The organism is Streptomyces sp. NPDC127177, from assembly GCF_042672475.1.
Classification (GTDB): Bacteria; Actinomycetota; Actinomycetes; order Streptomycetales; family Streptomycetaceae; genus Streptomyces.
The window spans coordinates 13908-33853 of the sequence record NZ_JBHXUW010000077.1; the positions used below are offsets into that span (position 1 = coordinate 13908).

The 19946-nt window shown below is 70.4% G+C and carries 13 protein-coding genes and 1 pseudogene; 6 read left to right on the forward strand and 8 right to left on the reverse strand.

Features of this window, described 5'->3' with window-relative positions; translation table 11 throughout:
• Positions 1-95 precede the first annotated feature (95 nt).
• Both ACFVJX_RS32435 and ACFVJX_RS32440 read left to right on the forward strand, forming a co-directional pair.
• On the forward strand, positions 96-767 hold the full coding sequence (locus ACFVJX_RS32435) for a DUF305 domain-containing protein (protein ID WP_384132381.1): 672 nt from the start codon (positions 96-98) through the stop codon (positions 765-767).
• Between the two features lie 78 nt (positions 768-845).
• Entirely contained in the window at positions 846-2225 is a 1380-nt protein-coding gene (locus ACFVJX_RS32440) for an FAD-dependent oxidoreductase (RefSeq protein WP_384132378.1), read from the forward strand.
• A gap of 16 nt (positions 2226-2241) precedes the next feature.
• On the opposite strand, the gene ACFVJX_RS32445 is transcribed toward ACFVJX_RS32440, so the two are convergent.
• Positions 2242-2610: an ArsR/SmtB family transcription factor gene (locus ACFVJX_RS32445; RefSeq protein WP_384132375.1), complete on the reverse strand. Its 369-nt coding sequence runs from the start codon at positions 2608-2610 to the stop codon at positions 2242-2244.
• Positions 2611-3108: 498 nt separating this feature from the next.
• Here ACFVJX_RS32445 and ACFVJX_RS32450 point away from each other — a divergent pair.
• A pseudogene (locus tag ACFVJX_RS32450) lies at positions 3109-3273 on the forward strand (YdeI/OmpD-associated family protein); the annotation flags it as partial.
• 117 nt (positions 3274-3390) lie between these two features.
• On the opposite strand, the gene ACFVJX_RS32455 reads toward ACFVJX_RS32450, so the two are convergent.
• Positions 3391-3807, reverse strand: coding sequence for an acyl-CoA thioesterase (locus tag ACFVJX_RS32455; protein WP_384132372.1), 417 nt, complete (start codon positions 3805-3807; stop codon positions 3391-3393).
• 294 nt (positions 3808-4101) lie between these two features.
• On the opposite strand from ACFVJX_RS32455, the gene ACFVJX_RS32460 reads away from it, so the two are divergent.
• On the forward strand, positions 4102-7134 hold the full coding sequence (locus ACFVJX_RS32460; protein ID WP_384132369.1) for a carbohydrate binding domain-containing protein: 3033 nt from the start codon (positions 4102-4104) through the stop codon (positions 7132-7134).
• Between the two features lie 77 nt (positions 7135-7211).
• Here the strand turns inward: ACFVJX_RS32460 and ACFVJX_RS32465 are convergent, their stop codons facing one another.
• The 6 genes from ACFVJX_RS32465 to ACFVJX_RS32490 all read right to left on the reverse strand — a co-directional run bounded on the left by ACFVJX_RS32465 (position 7212) and on the right by ACFVJX_RS32490 (position 14465).
• A complete protein-coding gene (locus tag ACFVJX_RS32465; RefSeq protein WP_384132366.1) occupies positions 7212-8285 on the reverse strand; it encodes an aldose epimerase family protein in 1074 nt (357 codons plus the stop codon).
• A gap of 59 nt (positions 8286-8344) precedes the next feature.
• Entirely contained in the window at positions 8345-9376 is a 1032-nt protein-coding gene (locus ACFVJX_RS32470; RefSeq protein WP_384132363.1) for a LacI family DNA-binding transcriptional regulator, read from the reverse strand.
• Between the two features lie 98 nt (positions 9377-9474).
• On the reverse strand, positions 9475-10536 hold the full coding sequence (locus tag ACFVJX_RS32475) for an ABC transporter permease (protein WP_384132360.1): 1062 nt from the start codon (positions 10534-10536) through the stop codon (positions 9475-9477).
• Positions 10533-11507, reverse strand: a complete 975-nt coding sequence (locus tag ACFVJX_RS32480; protein ID WP_384132357.1) for an ABC transporter permease — start codon at positions 11505-11507, stop codon at positions 10533-10535. Before ACFVJX_RS32480 ends, ACFVJX_RS32475 begins: the two co-directional genes overlap by 4 nt.
• The gene (locus tag ACFVJX_RS32485; RefSeq protein WP_384132354.1) at positions 11504-13189 is read right to left on the reverse strand and encodes a sugar ABC transporter ATP-binding protein; all 1686 of its coding nucleotides are present in this window, start codon (positions 13187-13189) and stop codon (positions 11504-11506) included. Before ACFVJX_RS32485 ends, ACFVJX_RS32480 begins: the two co-directional genes overlap by 4 nt.
• Positions 13190-13379: 190 nt before the next feature.
• Positions 13380-14465 carry an ABC transporter substrate-binding protein gene (locus tag ACFVJX_RS32490; RefSeq protein WP_384132352.1) on the reverse strand — a complete coding sequence of 362 codons (1086 nt, stop codon included), beginning with the start codon at positions 14463-14465 and terminating at the stop codon, positions 13380-13382.
• A gap of 542 nt (positions 14466-15007) precedes the next feature.
• On the opposite strand from ACFVJX_RS32490, the gene ACFVJX_RS32495 reads away from it, so the two are divergent.
• Together ACFVJX_RS32495 and ACFVJX_RS32500 are read left to right on the forward strand one after the other, a co-directional pair.
• Positions 15008-17452 (forward strand): RICIN domain-containing protein, encoded by a 2445-nt coding sequence (locus ACFVJX_RS32495; protein ID WP_385746434.1) that lies wholly within the window; start codon positions 15008-15010, stop codon positions 17450-17452.
• A gap of 175 nt (positions 17453-17627) precedes the next feature.
• Positions 17628-19898: an AbfB domain-containing protein gene (locus ACFVJX_RS32500; protein ID WP_384132436.1), complete on the forward strand. Its 2271-nt coding sequence runs from the start codon at positions 17628-17630 to the stop codon at positions 19896-19898.
• Positions 19899-19946 lie beyond the last annotated feature (48 nt).

Below are 19946 nucleotides of genomic sequence, written 5' to 3' on the forward strand. Positions count from 1 at the left end.
GATGGCAACAAGGACGTAATGAGAGTTTTTGATCACAGCTGTGCGTTGACGTGCTAGGACAGAGCGCAACCACCCATGCGTCAACGGAGGTCGCTTTGTTGATTCGTCGTCAGGTCCGGCTGTTCCGAGGGCTGACCATCGCCGCCGTGGTCACCGTCGCCGCACTCACCTCGGCAGGCTGCGACACCGGCGGCGATGGCAACGGCTCGAACGACCGCGCAGCCGGGGGCGGTTCGGTCGTGGCGCCCGGAAAGCCGGGCGAGCCCGCGCGCACGCTCTCGGCCTCCGAGGCCGCGAAGGCCGCCGCCGGGGTGGACACCCCCAACTCGGCGGACGTCCGCTACGTCCGGATGATGATCCAGCACCACTCCCAGGCGCTGGTGCTGACCGGCCTGGTCCCCTCACGATCCGGATCGGCCGCGGTCAAGCGGCTGGCCGAGCGCATCACAGCCGCCCAGCAGCCGGAGATCGGCGCCATGAAGGGCTGGCTCAGCCGCAACGGGCAGACGGAGCAGGCCGAAGGCCACGACCACGGCGCCATGCCCGGCATGGCCACCGACGCCCAGCTGAAACAGCTGCGGGCCGCGAAGGGCAAGGCATTCGACGAGCTGTTCCTCAAGCGGATGATCACCCACCACCAGGGGGCGGTCACCATGGCGGGCGAGGTGCTCTCGGAGGGGAACAACGTCCAGGTCGAGGAGATGGCCGACGACGTCGTCGCCCAGCAGACCACCGAGATCGGCCGGATGCGCGCGCTCTCCTTCTGACGGAACTCCCGGCGCACCCCCTCCCCCGCCGGGCCCCGCGGTGCGATGCTGGAGGCACCCTCCGGGAAGAGGTGCGCCGTGATACGCGTCGCCGTCGTCGGCTCAGGCCCCAGCGGGATCTACACCGCCCAGGCCCTGGTGAACCAGACCCTGCTGCCCGACGTGCGGGTGCACGTCCTGGACCGGCTGCCCTGCCCGTACGGCCTGGTGCGGTACGGCGTCGCCCCGGACCACGAGAAGATCAAGTCGCTCCAGCAGAGTCTGCGGGCCGTGCTGGAGCACGAGCGGGTCACGTTCGTCGGCAACGTCCCGGTGGGCGCGGGCGGGGTGTCGCCCCAGCAGCTCGGCGAGCTGTACCAGGCGGTGGTCTACTGCGTCGGCGCGGCAGCGGACCGCCCCCTGGGCATTCCCGGCGAGGAGCTGCCGGGCAGCCACTCCGCGACCGACTTCGTCTCCTGGTACAGCGCGCACCCCGACGCGGTGGCCGGCCGTTTCGCCCTCGGGGCCCGCTCCGCCGTGGTGATCGGAGTCGGCAACGTCGCCGTCGATGTGGCGCGGATACTGGCCCGGGGCGCCGAGGAGCTGCGGCCCACCGACGTCCCGGAGCCCGCGCTGGGCGCCCTGGCCGGCAGCCGGGTGCGCGAGATCCACATGGCGGGCAGACGCGGCCCCTCGCAGGCCAGGTTCACCACCAAGGAGCTGCGGGAGCTCGGCGGGCTCCCCGGCGCACGGATCGCCGTGGACCCGGCGGAGCTCGTCATGGACCCGGCCTACGCCGGTTCGGCGCCGGGCTCCCCGGCGCTGCCGGCGATGGTGCGGCGGAACCTCGACGTGCTGCGCGGATGGGCCACCGACTCCCCCGCAACGGTCGCGAGGACACCGTCCCGGACCATCGCGCTGCGGTTCTACCTGCGCCCCGTCGAACTGCTGGAGCGCCGGGGGCGGGTGGCCGGTGTGCGGTTCGCCCGCACGGCACCCGATGGCAGCGGCGGCGTGCGCGACACCGGTACGTTCGAGGACATCGACGCCCAGCTCGTCCTGCGGGCGGTCGGCTACCGGGGGCTGCCGCTGCCCGGCCTGCCCTTCGACCCGGTGCGCGGGACGGTCCCGCATCTGGCGGGGCGGGTGCTGCGGAACGGGACCCCCTCAGCCGGGGAGTACGTCGCGGGCTGGATCAAGCGGGGCCCGACCGGGGTCATCGGATCGAACCGGTCGTGCGCGAAGGAGACGGCCGCCTCCCTGGTCGAGGACGCGCCGCTGCTCGCCGGGCGCCACTGCGCACCGGACCCGGTGGCCGCACTGCGCGCGTGGGGGCTGCGGCCGGTGGAGTGGGACGGCTGGCTGTCGATCGAACGGGCCGAGGCGGCCCTCGGCCGGTCGCTGGGCCGCGGGCCGGTCAAGATCCCGGACTGGCCGGGCCTGCTGGGCGCGGCCCGGGGCGACGGCAGCCCCGCATAGGTGCGGGCGGGGTCGGTCAGCCCCGGCCGAGCCGGTCCGCCTGCCGGTTGGCTCCGTCGAGCACCCGGTCCAGCAGCCCGGGAAACAGCGCCTCCAGGTCTTCGCGGCGCAGCCCGTTCATCTTGGCGGTGCCCCGGTAGACCTGCTGGACGACGCCGCTCTCGCGCAGCACCCGGAAGTGGTGCGTGGTGGTCGATTTGGTCACCGGAAGATCGAAGCGGGAGCAGGTGAGTTCACCTTCGGCGGCGGCCAGCTCACGCACCACGCACAGCCGCACCGGGTCGGAGAGCGCGTGCAGCACCGACTCGATCCGGATCTCCTCCCGCGCCGGGTGGGCGAGCGTGCGGGTGCCGACCGCCGGGGCGCTGGCGCTGGCAGGGGTCACGGTGGCTCCGCATCGTCGCTACGTCCGGGGTTTCCATAATACGAGGTCCTTCGTAGTTGGACGCCGGTCGCACCGGGAGGGGCCGCCCCCGCACCCGGTGCGCGCGCCCCATACAGGACGGAACCTGTCCTCTATGACACCTAACGTGGCTTCCACGACGAGCGGCGGCCCGGCCGCTTCCCCAGGAGGCTCAGGATGACAGGCACACCCGACGGTCCACTCCCCTTCGAGCGGGCCCGCCAGCTGGAGGAGTGGCTGGAGAGGCATCACGCCGACCGGTCCGGCCTGTGGCTGAAGGTCGCCAAGCGGGGTTCCGGCGTACGGTCGGTGACCGCGGCCGAAGTGATCGACGCCGTGCTCTGCTTCGGCTGGATCGACGGGCAGCGCAAGTCCTGCGACGCGGTGTACTACCTGCAGAGGATCACGCCGCGCCGGCCCCGGAGCACCTGGTCGCAGATCAACGTGGAGAAGGTCGGGGCGCTCCTCGCGGCAGGCCGCATGCGCGAGTCCGGTCTCGCGCAGGTCGAGGCGGCCCGGTCGGACGGCCGGTGGGAGGCGGCGTATCCCTCGCAGCGCACCGCGGCCGTCCCCGCCGACCTCGCCGCGGCCCTGGACGAGGACGAGCCGGCCCGGCGCTTCTACGACGGGCTCGGAAGGTCGGACCGGTACCTGGTGACCCTGCGCCTCATGACGGCGCGGACCCCCGAGGTCAGGGAGGCGCGCGCCTCCGGCGGGCAGTGGCCGCGATGGGGGCGGGCCGGAAGGTCTCCTGATCCCAGGTCAGCCGCTCAGCAGCTCCGGGTCCTTGGCGAGGGAGGCCAGACGGCCTCCCGGATCGGGGACCAGCCTGCGGGTGGACAGGTCGAGGACGCCCGCGACGCCGGCGATCTCCGCCGCCACGGTGCCGTCCTCCTTGAGGATCCGCTGCTCGACCGTGAAGGTCTTGCCCGTCCCGTAGTCGAACCGGCAGGACACCCGCACCCGTTCACCGCCCCGCAGTTCCTTCCGGAACTTCACCGTGACCTCCAGCGCCACCGGCCCCACCCCGTCGGCCAGCAGCTTCTCCTGGGGCAGTCCGGCCGCCAGCAGCAGTTCCCAGCGCGCGTGCTCCGCGTACTGGAGGTAGACCGCCTGATTCAGATGGCCCTGGGTGTCGAGTTCGTAGCCCCGCACGGTCACGTCAACAAAGAAGGTCATGGACGTCGCAACAGCGCGGCGCAATCCGGCATTCCCCTGACGGGCACCGCCGATGACCGCGAGCCCCGGAGAACCGGCCGTGTCGGAACCCTTTACGCGCCTGTCATGCGCAGGTAACTTCCTGACCGCAAAACGTTGCAGCAAAATTCAGACAGCTCTTGCTGTCGGATGCACTGCTCGCCCGAACCCCGAGGCGCGTCCGGGTTCTCCGGCGGGACCAGGAGGCGCTCGACGAGTACCTCCGCTGTTGGCCGCGGCGGCCCGGGAGGCCGTCGCACTCCCCTGGAGAGACGAATGAAACGCTCCCCCCACCTGCGGCTCAGACGCCCTCTGGCGGCGGCAGCGGCCGCCGCGGGGCTGCTGGGCCTGCTGACCGCCGCCCCGGACCCCGCGGGCCCCCCGGACGCCGTACCGGTGGCGGCCGCAGAGAACACCGCGACGGTCTTCTACTACACGAAGACCCGCGACTGGTCCGCGTACAACCTTCACTACGCGCCCGACGGCGGCTCCTGGACCGCCGTGCCGGGCGCGCGGATGGAGGCCGCGTGCACCGACTGGGTCAAGAAGACCGTGTCCCTGGGCAGTTCGTCCGGACTGGCTGCCACGTTCACCGACGGATCGGGGGTGTGGGACAACAACAACGGGAAGAACTACGCGCTGGGAACAGGCACCATCACCGTCAAGGACGGTGTGGTGGCGCACAGCGACCCCTGTGCCGGGACCGGGACGGACCCGGACCCCTCCCCGACGTCCTCGTCGGACGCGGGGAACACCGCGTCGGTGTACTACTCGACCACGACCGTCGGCTGGACCACCACCAACCTGCACTACCGGCCGGAGGGCGGATCCTGGACCGCCGTCCCGGGCGTCGGGATGGAGGCGGCCTGCACCGGCTGGGTGAAGCGGTCCGTCGACCTCGGCACCGCGACGAAGATGCAGGCCGCGTTCAACAACGGCAACGGGGTCTGGGACAACAACAACGGGAACGACTACACCGTCCCCGCGGGTGTGGTCACGGTCAAGGACAGGACCGTGACCAAGGACGCCGCGGATCCGTGCGCCGCCGAACCGGCGGACACCGAGGCGCCCACCGTCCCGACGGCCGTGAAGGCCGAAGCGGACGGCGTATCGGTCGTCCTGACATGGGAACCGTCAACCGACAACCGCGGCGTGACGGAGTATCAGGTCACGCGCACCGGCGGCGGCAAGGGCTCGGTGGTGAGCGACGTCGGCTCGACCGTGTTCTCCGACACGAATCTGGAGGAGAGGACCGCCTACAGCTACACCGTCAGGGCGGTCGACGCGACGGGCAACACCTCGGCGGCCTCGGCCGTCGCGAAGGCGACCACGGGCACCAGACCGGCGGCTCCGGCGGCGGGCAAGCCGCTGGGGACCGATCCGCGCAAGGACCCGATCTACTTCGTCCTGACCGCCCGCTTCGACGACGGGGACACGAGCAACAACCGGGGCGGCAGCCAGGACGTGAAGTCCGGGAACGCGGCCAATAACGACCCCATGTTCCGGGGCGACTTCAAGGGCCTGGTGAACAAGCTCGACTACGTCAAGGGGCTCGGCTTCTCGGCGATCTGGATCACCCCGGTGGTCCTGAACCGGTCCGACTACGACTACCACGGCTACCACGGCTACGACTTCTACCAGGTGGACGGCCGGCTCGAATCGGCCGGTGCCTCCTACCAGGACCTGATCAACGCCGCGCACGCCAAGGGCATGAAGATCTACCAGGACGTCGTCTACAACCACTCCTCGCGCTGGGGCGCCAAGGGCCTGTACACCCCGACCGTCTACGGCGTCCGGGACGACGAGTGGAGCTGGTACTACGACGAGCGGAACGAGGGCTTCGAGTACGACGGCGTGAGCGTCGAGACGAAGTCCGGGAAGTCGTACTACAACGGCGACCTGTGGTCCACCGCCGAACCCTCCGGCAACACCTGCCTCAACTGGGGCAAGCCCACCGGGGCCACCTCGCCCGAGGGTTACAGGATCTACAACTGCCAGTGGCCGAACCCGACTTCCGGGATGTTCCCGAAGGAGTACTACCACAACTGCTGGCTTGGGAACTGGGAGGGCGAGGACTCCCGATCCTGCTGGCTGCACGAGGACCTGGCCGACTTCAACACCGAGTCCGCCCCGGTCCAGAACTATCTGATCGGCGCGTACAACAAGTACATCGACATGGGTGTCGACGGATTCCGCGTCGACACAGCCGTCCACATCCCGCGCACCACCTGGAACCGCCGCTTCCTGCCTGCGATCCAGGAACGGGTCACCCAGCAGTTCGGCGCCGCGGCCGCGAAGAACTTCTTCGTCTTCGGCGAGGTGGGCGCGTTCGTCAACGACAAGTGGAACCGCGGCTCGGTCAACCACTCGGCGCAGTTCTTCACGTGGAAGGAGCGCAAGGAGTACGACGCCGACGACGCCAAGGCCGCACTGGAGATGTACGACTACGAGGAGAAGCTGGGCACCGGACAGCAGCCGACGTCCAGCAACGCCTTCCTGGACGGGAACGCCTACCACACGCCCGACCACAGCGAGTTCTCCGGAATGAACGTCATCGACATGCGGATGCACATGAACTTCGGTGACGCCGACAACGCGTACAACAACGGCAAGGACTCGGACGACAGTTACAACGACGCCACGTACAACGTCGTCTACGTGGACAGTCACGACTACGGCCCCAACAAGAGCAGCGAACGCTACGCGGGCGGCACCGACGCCTGGGCCGAGAACATGGCCCTGATGTGGACCTTCCGCGGCATTCCGACCCTCTACTACGGATCGGAGATCGAGTTCCAGGCCGGCAAGCAGATCGACTGCGGGCCCAGCTGCCCGCTGGCGACGACCGGCCGCGCCTACTTCGGCGACCATCTCGCCGGCACGGTCGAGGCCTCCGACTTCAGCCAGGTCTCCTCGGCCACCGGCGAGGTCGCAGACACGCTGAGCAAGCCGCTGGTCAAGCACGTCCAGCGGCTCAACGAGATCCGGCGGGCCGTCCCGGCCCTGCAGATGGGCCAGTACTCCACCGAAGGCATCACCGGACAGATGGCGTACAAGCGGCGCTACACCGACGCCGCGAGCGGGGTGGACAGCTTCGCCCTGGTGTCGGTCACCGGCGCGGCCACGTACAGCGGGATCCCCAACGGCACCTACAAGGACGCCGTCACCGGCGACACCCAGGTGGTGTCGGACGGCAAGCTGAGCGTGGCTGCCCCCGGCAAGGGCAACATGCGCGTCTACGTCCTGGACCTCGGCGGCAGCAACGCCGCGCCGGGGAAGGTCGGGACGGCGGGCCCGTACCTGAAGTAACGGGAGGCAGCGAAGAGGCCCGGCCCGCGGAGTGGTGACATCCGCGGGCCGGGCCCGTTCCATGGGTGCGCGAAGGCTCAGGGCGTGGCGTCGGCGAGGTGCGGGAACCTCAGCTCGGTCCGGCTGCTGAAGACCTCGTCGGGGCGCAGGACGGTGCCGGGGTGGTCCGGCCGGTTGGGTGAGTCGGGCAGGTGCTGTGTCTCCAGGCAGACGGCGCTGTGGCGGTCGTGGTGCCCGCCGCCGGGCGCGGCCAGGGTGCCGTCGAGCTGGTTGGCGGTGTAGACCTGGATACCGGGTTCGGTGGTCCACACCTCCATGATCCGCTCGGCTCCGGGGGCCGTGAGCCTGGCGGCCCGGCGCAGGCCGGTGTCCGCGTCCCCGAGTACCCAGCAGTGGTCGAATCCGCCTGCTCTGCGCAGCTGTTCGTGGGTGAGCGCGATGCGTTCGCCGACGGTGCGGGGGGCGGTGAGGTCGAAGGGCGTGCCGTCCACCGGCGCGGGCGGGCCCTCGGGTATGCCGTCCGCGTCGACGGGGAGGTAGCGCTCGGCGTCCACCTGGAGCGTGTGGCCGAGGATGTCGCCACGCCCGCCCAGGTCGAAGTAGGCGTGGTTGGTGAGGTTGAGGACCGTGGGGCGGTCCGTGGTCGCGGTGTAGTCGAGCGCGAGCGTGCCTGCCGCGTCGAGGGTGTAGGTGACGGTGACGTCCAGCGCCCCGGGGAACCCCATGTCGCCGTCGGGGCTGCGCAGGGTGAGCCGGAGGGCCGCGGCCGTGGCGGTGGCCTCACCCGCGGCCTGCCAGACACGGGTGTGGAAGCCTTCGGGCCCGCCGTGCAGAGCGTGCCCCCGGTCCGTGGCTGGGACCTGGTACGCCGTCCCGTCGAGGGTGAACCGGCCGTGCGCGATGCGGTTGGCGAAGCGGCCGATGAGGGCGCCGAAGAACGGGTTCTTGCCCGTGTATTCGTCCAGGCCCGCAAGCGACCGCACGACGGACGCGGGGGCTCCCCCGGTGTCCGGCACGGTGAGGCGGTGCAGGATGCCGCCGTAGGTGAGGATCTCGGCCCGGACTCCGGTGCCGGAGTCGAGCGTCCAGACGTCGACGTCGGTGTTCCCGTGGGCACCGAAGGGTTTGCTGTTCACGGTGGGGCGAGGCATCAGAGATCCTTGGGACGAGCGGACGGCCGGGCGGGGCGGACGGGACTTCGGAACACGCCCTACGGTCCGGCCTGCTCGGCGGGGGGCCGGGCGGTCGATTCCCGGACGATGAGCCGGTAGCCGGGCCGTGGCCGCCGGGGGGCGGGAACCGGGTCGCCGGAGAGGCGTTCGACGAGGCTGTCGACGGCGAGCCGGGCGATGGCCTCCTTGTCGGGGGCGACCGTGGTCAGCGTGGTGGCTCCGTACAGGCTCTCCTCGATGTCGTCGAAGCCGACGACGGCGACGTCCTCGGGGATGCGCAGCCCTCGTTCGGAGAGGGTGCGCATGGCCCCGATGGCGATGAGGTCGTTGTACGCGAACACGGCGTCGGGCTGCTCCCCGCGGTCCAGCAGGGCGGCCATCGCGGTGGCCCCGTCCTCGCGGCCGTAGCCGTCGGTGACCACGACCAGCGACTCGTCGGGGACGATGCCCTGGGCGGCCAGCTCCTCCCGCCAGCCGCGCAGCCGGAGGTGGGCGGGCTGCCGTTCACGGCCGGTACGCGAACCGAGGAAGGCGATCCGCCGGTTCCCCTGGCCGACGAGGTGGCGTACGGCCTCGCGGGAGGCCGCCACGTTGTCGATGGCGATGTGGTCGTAGGGCGCCTCGTACTCGCGCTCGCCCAGCAGCACCAGCGGGGCCGTATCGGCCCGTGCCATCAGGTCCTCGGTCTCCAGGTGGATGGGACTGAGGATGAGGCCGTCGATCACATGGGACCGGAAGCCCTGGCTGACCAGGAGTTCCTTCTCCCGCAGTCCGCCGGTGTGGTCGACGAGCACGGTGTAGTCGTGCCGGGCGGCCGCGTCGACGACCTCGCCGGCCAGCTCCGCGAAGTAGGGGTTGCCGAACTCGGGGACGGCGAGGGCGATGATGCCCGTGCGGCCCTTGCGCAGATGGCGTGCTGTGAGGTTCGGCCGGTAGCCGAGCTCGTCGATGGCCTGCTGCACCTTGGCGCGCATCTTCGGTGTGACGTGCTGGTAGTTGTTCACCACGTTCGACACGGTCTTGATGGATACGCCCGCCCGTTGGGCAACGTCCTTGAGGCTGACGCCCACGGCACTCCCTGAATCGACTTGACGCGCGTTGAAGCGCAGTGGCCCGGCTCTGCCCGGTTCGGCTCGACCTGCGCCGGGGCCGCGGCCCCGGCGCAGGTTCAGGTGGTTCTGCGGCTGCGCGCCAGGTAGCGCTGGGCCACGACGACAACGATAAGGAACCCTCCGCTGACCACCGACTGGTAAGAGGAGTTCAGTGAGCCGATCTGGTTGATCAGATTCTGGATGACGGCGAGCAGCAGGACGCCCCAGAGCGTTCCGCTGATCGATCCGGCGCCGCCGATCAGGAGCGTGCCGCCGATGACGACGGCTGAGATCGCGTCGAGCTCCATGCCCACGCCCACGATGGTGACCCCGGACGACAGCCTGGCCGCGTTGAGGGCGCCGGCCAGTCCTGCGAGCAGTCCGCTGAGCGTGTAGACGAGCATCTTGGTACGGGCCACGGGCAGGCCCATCAGGGTGGCCGCGTCACTGCTGCCGCCGACGGCGAAGAGCGTCTGGCCGAACGAGGTGCGCTGGAGCAGCAGTCCGCCGATGCCGAACAGCGCGAGGGCGATGAGGATCGGGTAGCCGAAGCCCCAGACGCTCCCCTGTCCGAGCTCGGCGAAGGCCGATCCCTTGGGGATCAGGTAGGTGGTGGCGCCCTCGTCGGTGATGGCGAGGAGGATGCCGCGGGCACCGAGCAGGGTGGCGAGCGTGACGATGAACGGTGCCATTCCGGCGCGGGCGACCAGGAATCCGTTGAGCAGCCCGATCGCGCCGCACGCCACGAGAGGCACGAGCAGCGCGGCCAGGAAGCCCCATTGCGAGGCCCAGGCGGCGAGCACGCCGCCCAGCGCGAAGACGGATCCGACGGACAGGTCGATGCCGCCGGTGATGATGACCATGGTCATGCCGAGGGCCACCACCGCGAGGAACGACGCCTGCACGGTGACGCCGCGGGCGTTGTCCAGGGTGGCGAACGTCGGGTAGATGAAGGAGGCGACGATCACGACCGTGAGCAGGACCGCGAGCACGCCCTGGCGCTGGAGGAGTTCGGCCATCCGCTGTCCGAGCGGGGGTGCCGCGCCGGGCACGGGGCGGGGCGCCTCGCCGCCGGACGCTGCGGAGGACTTGCGCGGTGCCGGGGCCTGGGCCACCGGGGCGGGTGAGGTTTCGTTCATCGGGACCGACGCTCCCGGGCGACGTAGACGGCGGCGATGATGATGGCCGCCTGGGCGATCTGTGCGGTGGAGTCGGGCAGGTCGTGCTTGACGAGGGTGGCGCGCAGCAACTGCATCAGCAGCGCGCCCGCGACCGTGCCGAGCACCCGGATGGAACCGCCGTTGAGGGGCGTGCCGCCGACCACGACGGCCGTGATGGCGGAGAGTTCCATGAGGTTGCCGAGCGAGGAGGGGTCGCTGGCGGTGAGCCGGGCCGTGGCGAGGATGCCGGCCAGGGCGGCCAGCACCCCGCAGAGCATGTAGACACCGATCAGCACACGGCGTACGGGCAGTCCGGCGAGGGCGGCGGCGGACCTGTTGCCGCCGATGGCGACGATCTGCCGGCCGAAGGTGGTGCGGGTGACGAGGAAGGCCACGGCTACCGCGAGGACGGCCGCGATGAGCACGACGAGCGGGATGCCGAGGAAGGAGCCGGTGCCGAGTGACAGCAGGTCGGGGTTGACGATCTGCTTGAGCTGACCGTCAGCCATGACCAGGGCCAGGCCGCGGCCGCCGACGAACAGCGCGAGGGTGGCGACGATCGGCTGGAGCCCGACGAGGGAGACCAGCGTGCCGTTGACCGCGCCGACGAGCGCACCGGCCAGCAGCGCCATGACGAGCGCGGGCACCAGGCCGTATCCGAGGTAGAGCGGCAGGAGCGCGGCTGCCAGCGCCATGGTCGAGCCGACGGAGAGATCGACGCCCTCGGTGCCGATCACCAGGGCCATGCCCAGGGCGACGATGACGATGGGCGCTACCTGGACGAGCTGGGTGCGGAGGTTGTCCGCGGTCATGAAGTGCTCGGTGAACAGTGCGTTGAAGAGGAGCACCACCGCGACGGCGAGGTACACGCCGTACTCCTGGTACCAGGCGGGGTCGCGCAGCCGCGCCAGTGGGCGGGCGGCGGGTGTGGTGAGTGTGGCCTGGGTCATCGGGGGTCCTCCTTGGCGGCCGGGGCCTTCCCTGCGGGCGCCGGTGAGTGGTCGGCGAGCACTTCGAGCAGATGGCTCTCGGCCACCTCGTCGCCCGCCAGTTCGCCCGCGACCGCGCCGCCGCGCAGGACGACGATGCGGTCGGCGCCCTCGATGAGTTCCTCGATGTCGGAGGAGATGAGCAGGACGGCCAGGCCCTCGCGGGCGAGGTCGTCGATCAGGCTCTGGACCTCGGCCTTGGCGCCGACGTCGATGCCGCGGGTGGGTTCGTCGAGCAGCAGCACCTTGGGCTCCAGGCAGAGCCAGCGGGCCAGCAGTACCTTCTGCTGGTTGCCGCCGGAGAGCTCGCCGACCTTCTGCTCGGGGCTCGCCGCCTTGATCCGGAGCCGCTTCATGAAGATGTCGACGATGCGGTCCTGCTTGGCGCGGGAGACGACACCGGCGCGGGAGAGCCGGGGCATCGCGGCCAGCACGATGTTCTCGCGCACGGAGAGGCCGGGGACGATTCCTTCGGCCTTGCGGTCCTCGGGCAGCAGGCTGATACCGGCCCGGATGGCGCCGGCGGAGGTGAGCCGGCGCAGGGTGCGTCCGCCGACGCTCAGCTCTCCCGAGTCCAGGCGCAGCGCACCGGCCAGGGCCTTCGCGGTCTCGCTGCGGCCGGAGCCGAGGAGCCCGCCCAGGCCGAGCACCTCGCCCGCGTACAACTGCAGTGATATGTCGTGCAGTTGGTGGTCACGGGAGAGGCCGGTCGCGGTGAGCACAGGGGTGCGCGAGGCGTCGTGGCCCTCGGAGCCGAAGTTGGTGAGGCCGGAGCGGCGGACCTCGGCCATGTCGCGGCCCAGCATCATCGAGACGAGCTGCATGCGGTCGAGGTCGGCGAGGTCGCCGGTGTGGATGTGGCGGCCGTCGCGGAGCACGGTGACGCGGTCGCAGATCCGGTAGAGCTCGTCCATGCGGTGGCTGACGTAGAGCACCGCGATCCCGCGCTCGCGCAGCTCCTCGATGACCCGGAAGAGGGTCTCCACCTCGCGCGGCTCCAGCGAGGAGGTGGGCTCGTCCATGATGACGACCTGGGCGTTGACCGAGACGGCCCGGGCCAGGGCGACCATCTGCTGGGTGCCGATGCCCAGGGTGTGCAGCGGCCGCTTGGGATCGACGCGCACGCCGAAGCCGTCGAGCAGCTCACTGGTCTCGCGGTTCATCCGGGAGAAGTCGATCAGGCCGAAACGGTTCTTCGGCTCACGTCCGAGGAAGATGTTGCGCGCCACGCTCATCAGCGGGACGAGGTTCACCTCCTGGTAGATCGTGGAGATGCCGGCCTGCTGGGCCTCGAACGGCCGCCCGAAGGAGACCTGTTGCCCGGTCAGCCGCAGCTCGCCCCCGTCGGGCTGGTACACACCGGTCAGCACCTTGATCAGGGTGGACTTGCCGGCGCCGTTCTCCCCCACCAGCGCGTGGGTCTCCCCGGCGCGCAGGGAGAAGGAGACGTCATCGAGGGCGACGACGCCCGGGAAGCGCTTGCTCACCGAGCGGGCTTCCAGGACGGCCGGGGCGGAGGCGCCCTTCGTTTCGGGGGCGCCCTCCGCTTCGGGAGCCTCCTTCACGAGGGCGCCGGGCGCGGTCGCCTCCTTCGCGTCGGCGGCCGGCTCCGGCGGCTGCGGTACTGCTTCGGGTGGTGCCATGACTGGTCTCGGCCTTCCGCTCTTCCAAGGGTGTGGGCCCGGTGGCCGCCGTGACGGGTGGGAGCGTCACGGCGGCGGCGCGTCGCCGGGGGACGGTGCGGGCCGGGCGGGCCGCGTACGGGTCGTACGCGGCCGGTCCGGCCCGGCGGGCATCCCCGCGGGTACTACGGGCAGGTGGTGCCGGGGTCGGTCAGAACGCGCCGCCGAGCGAGGCCTTGGCGTTCGACTCGTCGTAGGCACGGTCGGAGATGATGACGTTCTCCGGGATCTCCACGCCGCCGTAGAACTTCTGGGCGGTCGCGAAGGCCAGCGGGCCGAAGCGCGGGTTCGACTCGATGACGCCGTTGTACTCGCCGTTGACCAGGGCCTGGACGGCGTTGCGGGTGCCGTCGACGGAGATGATCTTGACGTCCTTGCCGGGCTTCTTGCCGGCGGCCTTCAGCGCGGTGACGGCTCCGAGGCCCATCTCGTCGTTCTCCGCGTAGACGGCGGTGATGTCGGGCTTGGACTGGATGAGCTGCTCCATGACCTGCTGGCCCTTGTCGCGGGCGAACTCACCGGTCTGCTGGGCGACGATCTTCAGGTCGGGCGCCTTGGCCTTGAGCTGGTCGACGAAGCCCTTGGTGCGGTCGGTGGTGACGTTGTTGCCCGAGGCGCCGAGGAGGATGGCGACCTTGCCCTTGCCGCCGGTCGTCTTGATCATCGCGTCCGCGGCACGCTTGCCCTGCTCGACGAAGTCGGAGCCGAGGAAGGCCACGTAGTCCTTGCACGCGGTGGAGTTGAGCTTGCGGTCGACGGTGAGGACCGGGACCTTCTTGGCGGCGGCCGCCTTCAGGGCCGGCTCCAGGCCGTCCGAGTTCAGCGGGGCGACGATGAGGAACTGGGCACCCTGGGACAGCATGTCCTGGATGTCGCTGATCTGCTTGGACAGCTGCGACTGGGCGTTGGTGGTGAGCAGCTTCTTGACGCCGACCTTCTTGGCCTCGTCCTTGATGGACTGGGTCTCGGCGATCCGGAACGGGTTGGCCTCCTTCTCCGACTGGGAGAAGCCGACCACCGCGTTCTTCAGGTCCAGCTTCGGCGAACCATAGGCCTGCAGCGAGCAGCCGGAACCGGAGGAGGACTCGGGGGACTTGGCCTCCTGGGCGCCCTGGCTGCTGTCAGCGCTCGTGTTGTCCGAGCCCTCCGACTTGGAGCAGCCGGAGGCGGCCAGCGTGGCGGTGGCGGCGAGGAGGCAGGCCACGGCGAGGGTACGGGTTCGGCGCTGGATCATCATGCGCGGGAGCTCCTTGGCGGGATGACGGCACGCTGACGGGCGTGCGGTCGGGCATGGCTGGACGATGCATCGGCCGCTCGGCGGCTGATGTCACTGCATTCCTCACGACCCCCGCCAGTGCGTCACGGGGGTGTGCCCCAGCTGCACGAACTGCGGTCGTGAGAGCCTGCGCGGCCTCTCGGCGGCTCGGTTTACAACGTTATATAGGCGGCGTGGCACGGGCGGCAAGAGCGTTGTCGATGCGTTTCCAAAATGTGTCGGAGACGCACGGCCCGAACGGACACCCCGGGCCCACGGGTTACCGCCGTAACCCTGGACAGCCGACCGGCGGCGTGCTGTCATACCGCCGGAAGCCAATTTTCCAACGTTGCAAGAGCGTTGCCCCGCCCGCCTCCCGGTCGCGACGGCGCTCTTCGCCATGCGCGCGGCCGGCTCCCGTCCGGTACGCCGTGGCAGCCCTGTCAGCGTCACCCGTCAGTGTCATGTGCCTTCCCCGAGCCGCCGGAGTCCCCGCACGGCCGGCAGAGCAGGAGCCCCCCTCCATGCCCCTGAACCGCAGACAACTCATGACCGGAGCCCTGGCCACCGTCGCCGCGACGACGGCCGCCGGCCGCTGGTCGGCCACCGCGACCGCCGCCGGGAACCGGGCGGAACCGGCCGGCGGCGGCCACTACTCCCCCAACGCCGCACCGCTGCACCCGACGGCGTTCCTGAAGCTCCCGCCGGGCCGCGTGACCGCGCGCGGCTGGCTGGCCGGACAGCTGAAGCTCCAGCTGGACGGCCTGTGCGGGCGCTACGAGGAGTTCTCGCACTTCCTGGACTTCGGCGCCACCGGCTGGGTCCGGCCCGATCTGGGCGGCTGGGAGGAGGTCCCGTACTGGCTGCGCGGCTATACCGACCTCGCGATCGTCACCGGTGACGCCGACGCGCTGGCGGCCGTGCGCCGCTGGTTCGACGCGATTCTCGCCACGCAGCAGTCCGACGGCTTCTTCGGCCCGAAGTCGCTGCGCACCTCGCTCAACGACGGCCCGGACTTCTGGCCCTTCCTGCCGCTGGTCCAGGCGCTGCGTTCCTGGCAGGAGTACACCGGCGACACCCGGATCATCCCGTTCCTCAGCAGGTTCTTCCGCTACATGAACGCCCAGGGGCCGGGCGCCTTCAACACCAGCTGGATCGCGCTGCGCTGGGGTGACGGTCTGGACAGCGTGTACTGGCTCTACAACCGCACGGGCGACACCTTCCTGATGGACCTCGCCGACAAGATCCACGCGAACGGGGCCGACTGGGGCGACAACCTGGTGAACCCGCACAACGTGAACATCGCCCAGGGCTTCCGCGAACCGGCCCAGTACGCCCTGCGCAGCGGTTCGGCGCAGGACACCCGCAACACGTACGGGACGTACGGCAAGGCCATGGACCAGTACGGTCAGTTCCCCGGCGGCGGCTTCGCCGGCGACGAGAACGCCCGGCCCGGGCACGGCGACCCCCGCCAGGGCTTCGAGACCTGCGGCATCGTCGAGTTCATGGCCAGCCACCAGCTGCTCACCCGGATCACCGGCGACCCGCTGTGGGCCGACCGCTGCGAGGAGCTCGCCTTCAACTCGCTGCCCGCCTCGCTCGACCCCTCCGGCCGGGCGGTCCACTACATCACCAGCGCCAACAGCGTCGACCTGGACAACGTCCCCAAGAAGGACCGGCAGTTCCAGAACAACTTCGCGATGCAGGCGTTCCTGCCCGGCGTCGACCAGTACCGCTGCTGCCCGCACAACTACGGCATGGGCTGGCCGTACTTCACCGAGGAGCTCTGGCTCGCCACTCCCGACGGCGGGCTGGCCGCCGCGATGTACGCCGCCTGCGAGGTCACCGCGAAGGTCGCCGACGGCACCGAGGTCACCTTCACCGAGGAGACCGGCTACCCGTTCACGGACACGGTCACGCTGACCCTGAAGGCGCCCGGACAGTTGCGCTTCCCGCTGGTGCTGCGGGTTCCCGCCTGGTGCGACGCCCCGGAGATCACGGTGAACGGGGACCGGGTGGAAGCTCCGGCGGGTCCCGCCTTCACCCGGATCGAGCGCACCTGGTCCGACGGCGACAAGGTCGCCCTGCGCTTCCCCCAGACGACCACGGTCCGTACCTGGGAGAACAACCACGGCTCCGTCAGCGTGGACCGCGGCCCGCTCACGTACTCCCTGCGGATCGGCGAGGAGTACGAGCGCACCGGCGGCACCGACCGGTTCCCGGAGTACGCGGTGCACGCCACCGGCCCGTGGAACTACGGGCTCGTGCTGGACGGGAAGGAGCCTGCCTCGTCCCTGCGCCACCACACCGTGCGCCGGGTGAAGGACGACAACCCCTTCACACTGGACGGCACCCCGGTCACCCTGACCGCGCGGGCCCGCAGGATCCCGGAGTGGACCACGGACGACGAGCATGTCGTCACCCCGCTCCAGGACGGCCCGGCCCGCAGCAACGAGCCGGTGGAGGAGGTCACGCTCGTCCCGATGGGCGCGGCACGGCTGCGCATCACCTCGTTCCCGACGGCCGGTCCGGACGGTTCGCCCTGGCTGACGAACGGCTGGTACCGCATCCGCAACCGGCACTCCGGCAAGGTCCTGGGCGTCGACAACATGTCCACCGCCGACAGCGCCCACGTCGTCCAGTTCGGCGACACCGGCACCGACGACCACGACTGGCGGCTGGTCCCCGAGGGCGACGGCTGGTACCGCGTCCGCAACCGGCACTCCGGCAAGGTCCTCGGCGTCGACAACATGTCCACCGCCGACAGCGCCCACGTCGTCCAGTTCGATGACAACGGCACCGACGACCACCTCTGGCAACTGGTCCCCGACGGCGACGGCTGGTACCGCATCCGCAACCGCAACTCCGGCAAGGTCCTCGGCGTCGACAACATGTCCACCGCCGACAGCGCCCACGTCGTCCAGTTCGGCGACACCGGCACCGACGACCACCTCTGGCAACTCGTCTGACCCGAGGCGTTCCACGCACTCCCCGTACCGCTCCCCGCGCCGCCCGGCGCGGGGAGCCGCCCCCGTGCCGGGGGCCGAACCCGACGAAGGAGACGTATCGATGAGCCGCTTACGTGTACCGGGCCGAAGGCCGTGGTGGAGACGCGCGATCACCGGCACGGGACTGCTGGCGCTGGTGTCCACCGCCCTGGTGGGGATCGGTTCGGCACCGGCCGGTGCCGCTTCCTGGTCGCCCAAGCCCTCCCCCATGACCACGCCCTGGACCAGCCAGGTGCCGGTCGACAATCCGCTGCCGGAGTACCCCCGGCCGCAGCTCACCCGGCCCGACTGGGCCAATCTCAACGGCATCTGGGACTTCGCCGTGACCGGCCGCGACGCCGGGGAGCCGTCCTCGTTCACCGATCAGATCCGGGTGCCGTTCGTCGCGGAGTCCGCGCTCTCCGGCATCCAGCGGAAGATCACCGAGAACGACAAGCTCTGGTACAAGCGCACCTTCACCGTGCCGTCCGACTGGAACGGCCGCCGGGTCGAACTCAACTTCGGCGCGTCCGACTGGCAGACCACGGTCTGGGTCAACGGCACCCAGGTCGGCGCCCACAAGGGCGGCTACGACTCGTTCGCGTACGACATCACCCCTCAGCTCAACGGCGGAACGAACACGGTCGTCGTCTCCGTGTACGACCCGACGCAGACCGGCGGGCAGGCAGTCGGCAAGCAGCGCATCAACGGCGTGCAGCCGCACGACGGCGGCGGCATCTTCTACACCGCGGCCTCCGGAATCTGGCAGACCGTCTGGCTCGAGCCGGTCGCGGCCGCCCACATCACCCGCCTGGACATGACTCCCGACCTGGGCGACAGCACCCTGCGGGTGAAGGTGCAGGGCGCGTCCGCGGCCGGCCGCAGCGCCCGGGTCACCGTCTCCAGCGGCGGCAACGTGGTCGGCACGGCCACCGGAACCGTCGGCTCCGACATCTCCGTACCGGTACCGGACCCGCATCTGTGGACTCCCGACGACCCCTTCCTGTACGACGTGAAGGCGGAGTTGCTCGACGGGTCGGCCGTCACCGACTCGGCCGGCAGCTACACCGGCATGCGGTCGATCTCCGTGGCCAAGGTCGACAACATCATGCGCCCGGTCCTCAACGGCAAGTTCGTCTTCCAGACCGGCACCCTGGACCAGGGTTACTGGCCGGACGGCATCTACACCGCGCCGACCGACGACGCGCTGAAGTCGGACCTCCAGGCGCACAAGGACCTCGGCTTCAACATGGTCCGCAAGCACATCAAGGTGGAACCCCAGCGCTGGTTCTACTGGGCGGACAAGCTCGGGCTCCTCGTCTGGCAGGACATGCCCGCCATGGACACCGGCAAGAGCCCCGACACGGCGGCCCGCGCCCAGTGGGAAGCCGAGTACCACGCCGTCATCGACCAGCACCGCAGCTCGCCGTCGCTGGTGATGTGGGTCGACCAGAACGAGGGCTGGGGCCAGTACGACCAGGCCAGGATCGCCGATGAGGTGAAGGCGTACGATCCGTCCCGGCTGGTGAACAACATGAGCGGTGTCAACTGCTGCGGCTCGGTCGACGGCGGCAACGGGGACGTGATCGACAACCACAACTACGTCGGCCCCGGCAACACCTCCCCCACACCGACCCGGGCGGCCGTCCTCGGCGAGTTCGGCGGGCTCGGCTACAAGGTCCCCGGCCACGAGTGGTTCCCAGGCGGCGGCTTCAGCTACGAGGACCAGCCGAGCATCGGCGCGCTCAACGACCGGTTCACCGGGCTGATCGACAGCATCCGCGTCGGACAGCTGCCCGCGGGGCTCTCCGCCTCCGTGTACACGGAGATCACCGACGTCGAGAACGAGGCGAACGGGCTGCTCACCTACGACCGGCAGGTGGTCAAGGTCGATGCGGCGCGGGTGAGGGCCGCCAACCGGGCGCTCATCGACGCATCGCAGAATCCCGCCCCGCCCGTGACGCTGCCCACCGGGCAGTACAAGTCGCTGCGGGTCACCACCCCCGGCTACACGGACAAGTACCTGCGTCACCAGGAGGAGCTCGCCTTCACCGCGGTCGTCGACGCGGGCAGCGACTCGGTGCTCAAGAACGACGCCACCTGGAAGATCGTCACCGGCCTCGGCAACAGCAACTGCTACTCGCTGGAGTCCCGCAACTATCCCGGCGAATACCTCCGGCACCGGGACTTCCGGGTGCGGCGGGACGCCGACGACGGCTCGGCGCTGTTCAAGGCCGATGCCACCTGGTGCGCGGTGGCCGGTTCGGGTGGGGTGCGGCTGTCGAGCGCCAATCTGCCGGGCAACTACCTGCGCCACATCGACTCGGAGGTGTGGCTGGCCACACCGGGCGGCACACACGCCTGGGACAACCCGGCCACCTTCACCGAGGACACCACCTGGGCGGTGGAGGCACCCTGGGCGCCCTGACCGCCTGTCCTGGAAGAGCCCACGGCCACGGCCCGGACACACGACGCG

Excerpts from the sequence above, each read along its gene's own strand:
- ACFVJX_RS32495 (WP_385746434.1), top strand. The coding sequence starts at position 15,008 with ATGCCCCTGAACCGCAGACAACTCATGACCGGAGCCCTGGCCACCGTC.
- ACFVJX_RS32460 (WP_384132369.1), top strand. The coding sequence starts at position 4,102 with ATGAAACGCTCCCCCCACCTGCGGCTCAGACGCCCTCTGGCGGCGGCA.
- ACFVJX_RS32455 (WP_384132372.1), bottom strand. The coding sequence starts at position 3,807 with ATGACCTTCTTTGTTGACGTGACCGTGCGGGGCTACGAACTCGACACC.
- ACFVJX_RS32490 (WP_384132352.1), bottom strand. The coding sequence starts at position 14,465 with ATGATGATCCAGCGCCGAACCCGTACCCTCGCCGTGGCCTGCCTCCTC.
- ACFVJX_RS32475 (WP_384132360.1), bottom strand. The coding sequence starts at position 10,536 with ATGAACGAAACCTCACCCGCCCCGGTGGCCCAGGCCCCGGCACCGCGC.
- ACFVJX_RS32485 (WP_384132354.1), bottom strand. The coding sequence starts at position 13,189 with ATGGCACCACCCGAAGCAGTACCGCAGCCGCCGGAGCCGGCCGCCGAC.
- ACFVJX_RS32465 (WP_384132366.1), bottom strand. The coding sequence starts at position 8,285 with ATGCCTCGCCCCACCGTGAACAGCAAACCCTTCGGTGCCCACGGGAAC.
- ACFVJX_RS32480 (WP_384132357.1), bottom strand. The coding sequence starts at position 11,507 with ATGACCCAGGCCACACTCACCACACCCGCCGCCCGCCCACTGGCGCGG.